Here is an 11,110-nt window from a genome sequence, read left to right on the forward strand (position 1 = left end):
GCATGTCCGCCCTACGCACACCTCGTCATTCGCGACCATAGGCTGGGCGCCCCGCCGCGCCTACCGAAACCGAACACACCTGCGACCTCGTAGGGTAAACATGCGCCGGCTTGTCCACCGTCTCCCGCCTACACCTGGCCTACAGTCCGCACGGCGAGCGAGCGTCGGCCAGGCCACAGAAGCAAAAAAGCCCGTCAGCGACGGGCTTTTTCGTAGCGCCAGGGCTCACACAGCGGAAACATCTTCCGCTTGCAGGCCTTTCTGGCCTTGGGTCACGGCGAACTCGACCTTCTGGCCTTCGACCAGCGAACGGTGCCCTTCGCCACGAATAGCGCGGTAATGGACGAACACGTCGGCGCCGCTTTCGCGCTGAATGAAGCCATACCCCTTGGAATCATTGAACCACTTGACGGTTCCTGTCTCACGATCAGCCATTACCACTCTCCAGCTCGCAGTTTTTATTGTCATGTAAAGACGGTTCGACGGTACGCCACAGGCCTTGAGCCCGGCATACCAACCGGTATGCCAGAGCACGTGCCGCCAACGACCGCTGACCGAGTATAAAGCAAGCTTTGTGACTGAAAAGCACTTTTTAGATACGGCAAGAAGCCCGTGGCACTAGTGCTACAGCCTGGATCGCGGAGAATTGGCAAAGCACCCGAACCGTGCAGTTTCGGCGAAGATAGCCGCCGCAGAACCCTGGCCCGGCATTGCGCCGGGCCAGGTCGAGATCAGCCGTGCTTGCGCCGGCGCCAGAGCCACAGGGCCAACACGCCGAGGGTCAGCAGTATCGGAATCAAGGCGATATTGATGAACTTCAGGCTGCGCCCCAGGGCGTCGATGTCGGCATTCAGCTGATAGCGCACATCGCGCAGTTCCTTGCGGATTTTCAGCTTTTCCTGGAGGAACTGCTGCACCGTGGCCTGCTGTTCCGGGGTCAGTTCCAACGCCTGGCTCGGGTCAGCGCTTTGCTGCAAGGCCGCGAGCTTCTGCTCGGTATCCGCCAGGCGTGCCTGTAGCGCTTCTTCCTTCTCGCGGAACTGCACCTCGGCGTCACGCTGGATCGCGTCCACTACCTCGAACGGACGGGTGAAGCGACCGCGCGAGCGCACGCTGATCAGCGCCTCGGAGCCGGCCAGGTTGTCCAGGGCGTTGATCGCGAAACCGGCGTTGTCGGCCCACGGCTGCGGGATGCGCTGACCGAAGAAGTCCTGCACCTGCACCCACATGCGGTCGGTGAGCAGGTCGGTGTCGGCCATCACGATCACGTTGATGTTGTCGGCCTGTTTGAGACCGTCCTTGCGCCCTTCGATGCCATCCGGGTAGGCGGACATGGCCGGACCGCTGATGCGGGCGGCCAGGGTGTAGCGCTCGCCGGTAGGTTCCAGCTCGCGGATCAGCTCTTCCGGATTGCTCAGCATGCCGAAGCGTTTGGCGTCGAACGGCATGGCGTATTGCGAGCTGCGGATCAGCGGAATAAAGCGGGTTTTCGCCCCCTCCAGCGGTTCGAGGATACCGGCGGTGGCCACGGTCAGGGTTTCCAGCGCAGCGGTGCTGATGTCCTCGGCATCCAGGGCGTTTTTCGGCAGGCTCAGCCAGGCCGCGTGGCGCACCGGGCGTTGGCCCTGGCCCATGCTCACCGACATGGCGTAGGAGCCATCGCCGAGCACCTTGTCCGGCACCATGCGCAGGCCCCAGGCCTTGAACAGCTGCGGCAGATCGGAGGCCTTGTCGATGACCATCTCACCGGGCATTTCGGCCTGGGTATCGGCCTCGCTGAACGGGTCGACGAAGGTCAGCAACTTGCCGCCACGCAGGACGAACTGGTCGATGGCGTACAAGGTCTGCTCGGGCAACTGCTTGGGGTGGATCAGCAGCAGCACCGAAACATTGTCGGGAATCTGGTCGACGTCGGCCTTCAGGCTTTCGATCTGGAACAGCTGGCGAATCTCCTCCATGACCATCCACGGCGGCGTCGGCTGGCGCGCCGCCATGTCGAAGCCACCGTTGACTTGCAAGCCGGAGAGTACGCCGACCACCGGCCGCTCGGGCTTGGCCAGGCTTTGCACCAAACGGCTGAGTTCGTATTCGAGGAACTCTTCCTGATCCAGGGCGAAAAACGGGATCACCTGGGTCTGGCCTTCGGCGTTCTTGCCGGCCAGGCCGAAGTAGATCGAATCGCCGCCCTGCTGCAAGGGAATACCTTGCAGGCCAAACTCGGCGGCCTGGTCTTCCTCGGCGGAGAACGGCGCCGGGTCGATGATGTTCAGCTTGAGTTTGTCGCCGGCTTCGCGCTGGTAGGCCTTGAGCATTTCCTCGACGCGCTTGGCGTAGGTGCGCAGGGCCGGTAAGTCCTTGCTGGTAGTGTCGGAATAGAAGAAGTTCAGCTCCACCGGCTCGTCCAGGTCAGCAAGAATCTGCTCGGTGCCGCTTGAGAGGGTGTAGAGCTTCTGTTCGGTCAGGTCCAGGCGTGCGCCACTGAGGCTCAGGCTAGAGAACAGGTTGAAGGCGAGAAACGCCAGGGCGATGAGTGCGAGCCCGGCGCTGGAAAGCATCAGCTTTTTCATGGGCATCCTCAGTCAGCTTTCTTCAGGTCGATAACCACCGCGGTCGCGGCCAACCAGGCGGCGATCAGGGTGAGGAAATACAGCAGGTCACGCAGGTCGATCACGCCCTTGCTGATTGCCTCGAAACGGGTCAGGAAGCTCAGCGAGGCCACGGCGTCGATCAGCCACTGCGGCGCCCAGCCGCTGAAGCCGTCGAGCACCATGGGAAAGCCGCTGACGATAAACAGGAAACACACGCTGACCGCGAGGATAAAGGCGATCACCTGGTTCTTCGCCAGCGCCGACATGCACGAGCCAATCGCCAGGTAGGCGCCAGCCAACAGCCAGCTGCCGATATAGCCGGTGGCGATGGCGCCGTTGTCCGGCTCGCCGAGGTAGTTGACCGTGATGATCATCGGGAAGGTCAGCAGCAGTGCCAAACCGGCAAATACCCAGGCGGCGAGGAACTTGCCGGTGACCGCATCGAAACGGGTGATCGGCAAGGTCATCAGTAACTCGATGGAGCCGGATTTGCGCTCCTCGGCCCACAGGCGCATGGCGATCGCCGGCACCAGAAACAGGTAGAGCCAGGGGTGGAAGTTGAAGAACGCTGACAGGTTGGCCTGACCACTCTCGAAGAAACCACCCAGGTAGAAGGTGAACACCCCGGACAGCACCAGGAAAATCACGATAAACACATAGGCCAGCGGCGTGGCGAAATAGCTCGCCAGCTCGCGTTTGAAAATCACCGGCAATTGACTCATACCACCTCCCCACGGGTCAGGCTGCGGAACACTTCATCCAACCGCCCGCGCTCGACATTCAGTTCCTTGACCCGCCAACCGCGCTGGGCGATCAGGGCATTGACCTGCGGGAAGATCACTTCCCCCGGCTTGGCCAGCACGCTCAGACCGTGTTCCAGGGCGTTTTCTTCCACCCCGGCAACCCCCGGCAACGCGGCCAGCGCCGCCTGATCCAGCGGCTCCTCGGCCACCAACGTGACCGCCTGGTGGTAACGCGAGCGACTTTCCAGCTCCAGCGGCGTGCCATCGGCGAGCAGCTTGCCGTGGGCGATCACCACCGCACGGGTGCAGACGGCCGAGACCTCTTCAAGAATGTGGGTGGAGATGATCACGATCTTGTCGTGGGCCAGGCTCTGAATCAGCTTGCGCACCTGGTGCTTCTGGTTCGGGTCGAGGCCGTCGGTGGGTTCGTCGAGGATCAGCACTTTCGGGTCATGCAGAATCGCCTGGGCCAGGCCGACGCGGCGCTTAAAGCCTTTCGAGAGCGTCTCAATAGACTGTTCAAGCACGGCCTCAAGCTCGACCTGGGCCACCGCCTTGGCCACTCGTTCGCGCTTCTCGGCGCCCTTGAAGCCACGCACCTCGGCAATAAAGCCAAGGAAGCCGCGCACCGTCATGTCGCCGTAGCACGGCGCGCCTTCGGGCAGATAACCGATCTGCCGCTGGGCCTTGAGGGTGTCTTTCTGGATATCGAAACCGAGGATGCTGGCGCTGCCGGACGTCGGCGCGAGAAAGCCGGTGAGCATCTTCATGGTGGTGGATTTGCCGGCGCCGTTCGGCCCGAGAAAACCCAGCACTTCCCCCTGTTGAACGCTGAAGGACAGGTCATCCACGGCGGTGTGCTGGGCAAAACGCTTGGTCAGGTTTTTTATTTCGATCATGGCCTCTCACCATTGCGGTAACAGGCCCTGCTCGCGACCCGTGCAGGTGCAAGCCGGGCGTTTAAATGCCGGCGGACTATAAGGAGTCGGGTGCGGACAGTGCAAGCCGGTAACGGTGAGGCATCTGCCTGCAACCCCGCCGCCGACTGCGTAGATTGGGCTGAGCCCCGCGAAGCCCAATATTGCGTTCGCGAACCGAGCGCAGCCACAAGCCAGGCCGCCGGGCGCAGTGCTACGCACACCGAGGAGCCCGGTGTAGAGACGCAGAACCGAACAACCGAGCCCCGCAGGCTGGGTTACGGCGCATCGCGTGGTGTGCGATGGCCGAGCCCGCGACAAGCGCCTAACCCAGCCTAGGGTTCGAACAACCGAGGCGTTACAAGATTTTGCCGACTCGCCAGCGATCCGGCACACTAGCCGCCCCGAGCAAATGCTCGTTTTGCATAGCCAGCAGACTTCGTATGACCCGCTCCCCGTTTCGCCGTCTCGTGTTCGGCACCCTACGCCGCCTGCTGTACCTCTGGGTACGCTCGGAAACCATCAACCAGTCGGCCTTCACCCTCAAACTCGACCGCAGCAAGCCAGTGTTCTTCGTGCTGCAACAGCCGTCGCTGAGCGACCTGGCGGTGGTCGATACCGAGTGCCGCAAAGCGGGATTGCCGCGTCCGGTGGTGCCGGTCGCAGTAGGTGAGTTGCTTGAGCCCGCCGCGTTCTTCTACCTGACCCCGGAGCCGGACTGGCTCGGCCGGCAGGACAAGCGCGGCGTCTCGCCGACCCTGGAGCGGGTGGTCAGCGCCTTGAGCCAGCATGCCGTGGACGATGCGCAAATCGTCCCGGTCAGCGTGTTCTGGGGCCAGTCGCCGGACCGTGAAACCAGCCCGTGGAAGCTGCTGTTCGCCGACAGTTGGGCAGTGACCGGACGCCTGCGCCGCCTGGTCAGCATCCTGATTCTCGGGCGCAAGACCCGCGTGCAGTTCTCCGCCCCGATCCACCTGCGCGCGCTGGTCGAACAGGACAAAGGCCACGAACGCACCCTGCGCATGGTCCACCGCATGTTGCGGGTGCACTTTCGCAACCAGAAAGCCGCGGTCATCGGCCCGGACGTGTCGCACCGGCGCAACCTGGTCAAGGGCCTGGTACACGGCCCACTGGTGCGCCAGGCGATCACCGAGGAAGCCGAGCGCGAGAAGATCAGCGTCGCGAAAGCCGAGGCGCAGGCGCTGCGCTACGGCAACGAAATCGCCTCGGACTACACCTACACGGTGATCCGCTTCCTCGAACTGGTGCTGAGCTGGTTCTGGAACAAAATCTACGACGGCATCAAGGTCAACAACATCGAAGGCGTACAGGACGTCGCCCAGGGCCATGAAGTGATCTACGTGCCCTGCCACCGCAGCCATATCGATTACCTGCTGCTGTCCTACCTCTTGTTCCGCAACGGCCTGACGCCGCCGCATATCGCCGCCGGCATCAACCTCAATATGCCGGTCATCGGTGGCCTGCTACGGCGTGGCGGCGCGTTCTTCATGCGCCGCACCTTCAAGGGCAATCCGCTGTACACCGCGGTGTTCAACGAATACCTGCACACCCTGTTCAGCAAGGGCTTTCCGGTCGAGTACTTCGTCGAAGGCGGGCGCTCGCGCACCGGGCGCATGCTGCAGCCGAAAACCGGCATGCTCGCCATCACCCTGCGCAGCTTTTTGCGCAGTAACCGCCTGCCCGTGGTGTTCGTGCCGGTATATGTCGGTTACGAGCGCGTGCTGGAAGGCCGCACCTACCTCGGCGAGCTGCGCGGCGCGAGCAAGAAGAAAGAATCGATCTTCGACATCTTCAAGGTCATCGGCGCGCTCAAGCAGCGCTTCGGCCAGGTATGGGTCAACTTCGGCGAGCCGATCAAGCTGGCCGAATTCCTCGACCGGGAACAGCCCGACTGGCGTACACAAGACCTCGCCCCGCAGTACCGGCCGAGCTGGCTGAACGAAGCCACCAACCGCCTTGGCGAACGCGTGGCCCAGCACCTCAACGAGGCCGCCGCGATCAACCCGGTCAACCTGGTGGCCCTGGCCCTGCTCTCCACCAGCAAGCTGGCGCTGGACGATCGCGCCCTGGCGCGCGTGCTCGACCTCTACCTGGCCTTGCTGCGCCGCGTGCCCTACTCGCCGCACACCACCCTGCCGGACGGCAACGGCCAGGCGCTGATCGAATACGTGCAGGGCATGAACCTGCTCGCCGAACAGAAGGATGCGCTGGGCAAGATTCTCTACCTGGACGAGCACAACGCCGTCCTGATGACCTACTACCGCAACAACGTGCTGCACATCTTCGCCCTGCCGGCACTGCTGGCGAGCTTCTTCCAGAGCAGCGCGCGGATCAGCCGCGAGCAGATCCTGCGCTACACCCGCGCGCTCTATCCCTACCTGCAATCCGAACTGTTTATCCGCTGGAGCCTGGAAGAGCTGGACGCGGTGGTCGACCAGTGGCTGGCGGCATTCCTCGAACAGGGCCTGCTCAAGTTCGAAGGCGATGTCTACGTGCGTCCGGCGCCCAGCTCGCGGCATTTCGTCCTGCTGACCCTGCTCTCGCGCGCCATCGCGCAGACCCTGCAACGCTTCTACATGGCCACCGCGCTGCTGCTCAACGCCGGGCAGAACGCCATCAGCGCCGAAGAACTGGAAGACCTCTGCACCGTGATGGCCCAGCGCCTGTCGATCCTCCACGGCCTCAACGCCCCGGAGTTTTTCGACAAGAGTCTGTTCCGTCACTTTATCCAGACCTTGCTCGACCAAGGCGTACTGCGCCAGGACGAAGCCGGCAAACTCAGCCACCACCCGCTGCTCAACGAACTCGCCGAAGGCGCCGCCAAGCGCGTGCTGCCGGCCGAGATTCGCCTGTCGATCCGCCAGGTGACGATGGATCGCAGCGAGGATGTGGTCGAGCCGCTGTAAACCCACTCTCGTAGGGCGGACATGCCGCAGGCTTGTCCGCCATGCTCACCCTAGGCCCTACCGAAACGACGTAGGGTGGATCGGGGCGCGTAGCTGGCGCTTTATCCATCCACCACATCGCGATGGCGGATGAAAAAGGCGTCATCCACCCTACAAGGTCAAAGGCTTTGTAGATAAACCCAGGATCGACCACAACCGTCCGGCAGATCACCATGGCCCCCAGCGACGACAAAACCGCCAAACCCTCCCGCGCCGAATTTCACCAAGCCAACCAAGCCCGCGCCGAAGCCGAAGCCCAGCGCCTGCTGGCGGCCAAGGCCGAACTCGGCGCACGCTGGCTCAGTTGGGTAGCCGCCGAGCTGTACACCCTGAAACCTGCCGCTTACGCGCAAATGGTGCGCCGTGAGTTGCAGCGCCTAAACAACTAGCCTCGTCTCTCCCTTGGCTCCACTCCCGGTCAGAGCTGCGGTGCAACAGCACACTTGCCTGCGCGCAACACTCCGTTAAGCTCCAGTGACTGCCTCTCCCATCGCACAAGGATGCCCACCATGCTTCGTCTGATTTCCCTGGCCGCCGGCCTTGTTCTATCCAGCAGCGCCATGGCGTTGTCCCTCGCCGACCTGAGCCAGAGCGACGCCAGCGGCGGCCTGAAAGACGCCCTCACCCAAGGCGCCAAAGTCGCCGTGCAACAACTGGGCAAACCCGGTGGCTTCAGCGACAACCCGGACGTACGCATCGAACTGCCGGGCAACCTCGGCAAAGCCGCGAAAACCATGAAGATGATGGGCATGGGCGCGCAGGTCGAGCAGCTCGAAGCGAGCATGAACAAAGCCGCCGAAGCCGCCGTACCGCAAGCCCAGGCGCTGCTGGTGGATTCGGTGAAGAAGATGACCGTGCAAGACGCCAAAAGCATCCTCGCCGGCCCGGACGATTCCGCCACCCAGTACCTGAACAAAACTAGCCGCGAGCAGATCCGCGCCAAGTTCCTGCCCATCGTCAAACAAGCCACCGACCAGGTCGGCCTGGCCCAGCAATACAACAACTTCGCCGGCCAAGCCGCGAGCTTCGGGGTGATCGACGCGAAAAGCGCGAATATCGAAAACTATGTGACCGAGCAGGCGCTGGACGGCCTGTTCACCATGATCGCCGAACAGGAAGCCAGCATCCGTGAGAATCCGGCGGGTGCAGCGACCAGTTTGGCGAAGAAGGTGTTTGGGGCGTTGTAAGGAGGGTTGGATAGATGTGAAAAAGCCAGACCGTGAGGTCTGGCTTTTTCATGCGGCAGAGAGCTAACTCACCAAGTTATATTTATTTATCAAAATACTAGACACCTAAAGCAACAAATAATAGCCACTATACAGATAGATCTATAAAACTTGTCTTATTCTCTTCCCTCTGAACAGAGTTTTGCATCACGTTACGCTCTCGTAAAAAATCCCTAACAATCGCATCAACCTTAGAAAAAATCTCTGCAGTAAAAACCTTGCCGCGATCATTTGCAATTTCCAAATATGTTCGAACCATACAACTTGGATCATTTTCAAAACCAATACTCCAACCCAAGACATTATGCACGTCGACATGCCTAGAAAACATCGAAGAAAACAACCTTGTAGCAAGTACATTCATATAATAACAATTATAGGACAAGTCCTTATCTACATAATAAGAAACTGCAGCCTTCCCATCCCTGACAGATATTTTCTTAACAACACGCATTGAACCCAAATAATCCGACACAACACCTGAGTCAGGCTCAGATTTATCTTTTAGCAAGTGATCAATAGTTGAATTTAAATCTGGTATATAGAAATATTTTAAAGCGCGATGCGCATCAATTTGACGTAAAAAACCCAACTCCTCAGACCAAGAACTCCACTTCCCCGACACAAGCTGCTCATAAAATCTATGCGCAACCACATCAGCCTTAGTCTTAATATATCGAGCTGCAAAAAACTCCTGCACGCTTGCATGAACAAAGTGGTACTTCTTACCTTCATCAACTAACAGACAAGTTATTTTCTTAATATCATCCAGAAAATTCTGGGGTTCTGCTTCAATTGAAGTTTCAGCTATGCTTTCCTGCGCAATACTGTACGCAACCTCTTTATCAATTGTGGTAATTTGTCTTCTCCGCGTAGAAAAGCAAAACGCCTCGAATATTTGCTGAACTTGCCGATCATCAAGCTTAGATTTTCTGTTTCTACGCCACCCGAGCTTAGAAGCATCATGCCTAATCAGAAGAATCTGAAACAAATCATCATAAAACTCTGCAAAATCTAGCGGTATCTTCTGAGCACTTCGATATGAAATTGCCAGCAGCGTTGCCAGGAGCGGCGTAGTTACCAGTTCCCTTATCTTAGTTGGAGAGCCTTTAACTGCAGAGTTCAAGCGCAAAGAAAACTCATTATCCTTTGTTATTTTCTTATAAAAGCCCAATAAACTATCTGACTCTAATGGCTGAATTTTGTTCGAGTAAAAATTCGTCAAATGCCGACACTCAGAATCAGGACGAGATGTCAAAACCATCTTGCAATCTTGATACCTGTACGACAAATCTTCTATTTCAGAAAGCACTCTAGTCACATTCGATGGATCGACCTCATCAAACCCGTCCAGCAAGAAAGAGACTTTTCCATCCTGAGCAAAACTTGAAAAAACCTGCTCATCCACAGGTATACCCAACACAGAGGAAAACTTTTCTTTCAATGCATCTAAAATTGTTCCAGCACCAACATTTCGAAGCTCTACAAATACAGGAATCCTGGCTCCAGACTTTATCTCCTTACCAAGAAGATAACGAAGGAGAATTGATTTACCCTGACCAACAGTACCAAATATTATATTGTGGTTATTATCAAAAGCATCAAGCCCATTCAACCTAAACGGACCTATAACAGAAGCATTATCAGTAACTATTGAAACCGGATGAAAAAAAGAACTCAAACTACATGGCCGCTCCGTATGCCAAATTGTTTTAACACGCTGCGTCTCATAAAGCTTCTTGTGCAGCTGTTTCATTTTTGCAGACGTACGAACCAACGCAATCTTTGACTTAACCTCATCTTTCGCAACAGAATACACATCCTCGATTGGTTTCTTTAACAATGCAATTGCCGCAGAAAAATCAGGCATAACTTCTCCAAAATAAAAACCTAAGTAATATCAAACCTGCGCGACTCCACGACACTTCGGATACTGCGAACACCCCCAAAATTCATTACCAATCTTCGCCCCACGTTTCGCTACCCGCTTTTGCATAACCGAGTTACAGACAGGGCAACTTGGCGCACCTGCTTGTGCCGGTACGAAGCTAGCTGTAGCCGAAGGCTTGGGTTGAGCGGTACGTGAAGAGGCGATCCAGCGATTAAGCTCAGGACCTTCCACCAAGCGGATATTGCGACCACTGGCAAAGGACTTAGCATCTGCGGTAAAGCTGCCGGAGGTCACGACAAAGCCGCCGGTGGCACCTTCTGCAGCGATCAGCCCGAAGAACTCACGCACTGCTGCAACGCCAACCTTGGTCGCGCGCCACTGCTTGCATTGCACCAGATGCTTTTCGCTGCCTTTGTGCAGAATCAGATCAATACCGCCATCCGGCCCATTGCCGCCGCTTTCCGTGACGGTAAAGCCCTGCCGGCGAAAGGCCTCGCCAACCAGTTGCTCAAACTGCTGCCAGTTTATGCCATCAACGGTTTTGCCAGTGCGTGTGGCACTTGCAACGTCGTCCAACAACTTGCGCCGCTTGGCGCGGGCGAATACCGAGCCAATCGCGCCGAAGATAAATGCCACGGGCACGATGTATTGCAGAAACATGGCGAAGGTTCGCCAGACTTGCCCGGTAATCATCTCGCCGTATTGCTTGGGATCGGTGACGGTAGGCAGTGAGCTAATGGCAACGGAATGGAAATACAGCTGCGGATTCCACGCCATTC

At 58.3% G+C, this 11,110-nt stretch carries 9 protein-coding genes; 3 read left to right on the plus strand and 6 right to left on the minus strand.

Annotated elements, in window-relative coordinates; translation table 11 throughout:
- Positions 1–225: 225 nt before the first annotated feature.
- The 4 genes from B3M58_RS09065 to B3M58_RS09080 all read right to left on the minus strand — a co-directional run bounded on the left by B3M58_RS09065 (position 226) and on the right by B3M58_RS09080 (position 4,230).
- Positions 226–435 carry a cold-shock protein gene (locus B3M58_RS09065; RefSeq protein WP_296218476.1) on the minus strand — a complete coding sequence of 70 codons (210 nt, stop codon included), beginning with the start codon at positions 433–435 and terminating at the stop codon, positions 226–228.
- Positions 436–731: 296 nt separating this feature from the next.
- Entirely contained in the window at positions 732–2,567 is a 1,836-nt protein-coding gene (locus B3M58_RS09070; RefSeq protein WP_296218478.1) for a GldG family protein, read from the minus strand.
- Positions 2,568–2,575: 8 nt separating this feature from the next.
- Positions 2,576–3,310 carry an ABC transporter permease subunit gene (locus B3M58_RS09075; protein WP_296218480.1) on the minus strand — a complete coding sequence of 245 codons (735 nt, stop codon included), beginning with the start codon at positions 3,308–3,310 and terminating at the stop codon, positions 2,576–2,578.
- Positions 3,307–4,230 carry an ABC transporter ATP-binding protein gene (locus tag B3M58_RS09080; protein ID WP_296218481.1) on the minus strand — a complete coding sequence of 308 codons (924 nt, stop codon included), beginning with the start codon at positions 4,228–4,230 and terminating at the stop codon, positions 3,307–3,309. The genes B3M58_RS09075 and B3M58_RS09080 overlap by 4 nt, the downstream gene beginning before the upstream one ends.
- A 461-nt stretch (positions 4,231–4,691) precedes the next feature.
- On the opposite strand from B3M58_RS09080, the gene plsB reads away from it, so the two are divergent.
- From plsB to B3M58_RS09095, 3 genes are all read left to right on the plus strand, one after another.
- Positions 4,692–7,175, plus strand: coding sequence for a glycerol-3-phosphate 1-O-acyltransferase PlsB (plsB, locus tag B3M58_RS09085; RefSeq protein WP_296218482.1), 2,484 nt, complete (start codon positions 4,692–4,694; stop codon positions 7,173–7,175).
- A 212-nt stretch (positions 7,176–7,387) separates the two neighbouring features.
- Positions 7,388–7,603 (plus strand): hypothetical protein, encoded by a 216-nt coding sequence (locus tag B3M58_RS09090; RefSeq protein WP_296218483.1) that lies wholly within the window; start codon positions 7,388–7,390, stop codon positions 7,601–7,603.
- Between the two features lie 120 nt (positions 7,604–7,723).
- Entirely contained in the window at positions 7,724–8,401 is a 678-nt protein-coding gene (locus tag B3M58_RS09095) for a DUF4197 domain-containing protein (RefSeq protein ID WP_296218484.1), read from the plus strand.
- A gap of 127 nt (positions 8,402–8,528) precedes the next feature.
- On the opposite strand, the gene B3M58_RS09100 is transcribed toward B3M58_RS09095, so the two are convergent.
- Both B3M58_RS09100 and B3M58_RS09105 read right to left on the minus strand, forming a co-directional pair.
- Positions 8,529–10,310 carry an NACHT domain-containing protein gene (locus B3M58_RS09100; protein WP_296218485.1) on the minus strand — a complete coding sequence of 594 codons (1,782 nt, stop codon included), beginning with the start codon at positions 10,308–10,310 and terminating at the stop codon, positions 8,529–8,531.
- A gap of 30 nt (positions 10,311–10,340) precedes the next feature.
- Positions 10,341–11,110 (minus strand): restriction endonuclease (locus tag B3M58_RS09105; RefSeq protein WP_296218486.1); only part of this gene is annotated, 770 nt, incomplete at its 5' end.

The organism is Pseudomonas sp. UBA2684 (assembly GCA_002354655.1).
GTDB lineage: Bacteria > Pseudomonadota > Gammaproteobacteria > Pseudomonadales > Pseudomonadaceae > Aquipseudomonas.

Excerpts from the sequence above, each read along its gene's own strand:
- B3M58_RS09065 (WP_296218476.1), bottom strand. The coding sequence starts at position 435 with ATGGCTGATCGTGAGACAGGAACCGTCAAGTGGTTCAATGATTCCAAG.
- B3M58_RS09070 (WP_296218478.1), bottom strand. The coding sequence starts at position 2,567 with ATGAAAAAGCTGATGCTTTCCAGCGCCGGGCTCGCACTCATCGCCCTG.
- B3M58_RS09075 (WP_296218480.1), bottom strand. The coding sequence starts at position 3,310 with ATGAGTCAATTGCCGGTGATTTTCAAACGCGAGCTGGCGAGCTATTTC.
- B3M58_RS09080 (WP_296218481.1), bottom strand. The coding sequence starts at position 4,230 with ATGATCGAAATAAAAAACCTGACCAAGCGTTTTGCCCAGCACACCGCC.
- plsB (WP_296218482.1), top strand. The coding sequence starts at position 4,692 with ATGACCCGCTCCCCGTTTCGCCGTCTCGTGTTCGGCACCCTACGCCGC.
- B3M58_RS09090 (WP_296218483.1), top strand. The coding sequence starts at position 7,388 with ATGGCCCCCAGCGACGACAAAACCGCCAAACCCTCCCGCGCCGAATTT.
- B3M58_RS09095 (WP_296218484.1), top strand. The coding sequence starts at position 7,724 with ATGCTTCGTCTGATTTCCCTGGCCGCCGGCCTTGTTCTATCCAGCAGC.
- B3M58_RS09100 (WP_296218485.1), bottom strand. The coding sequence starts at position 10,310 with ATGCCTGATTTTTCTGCGGCAATTGCATTGTTAAAGAAACCAATCGAG.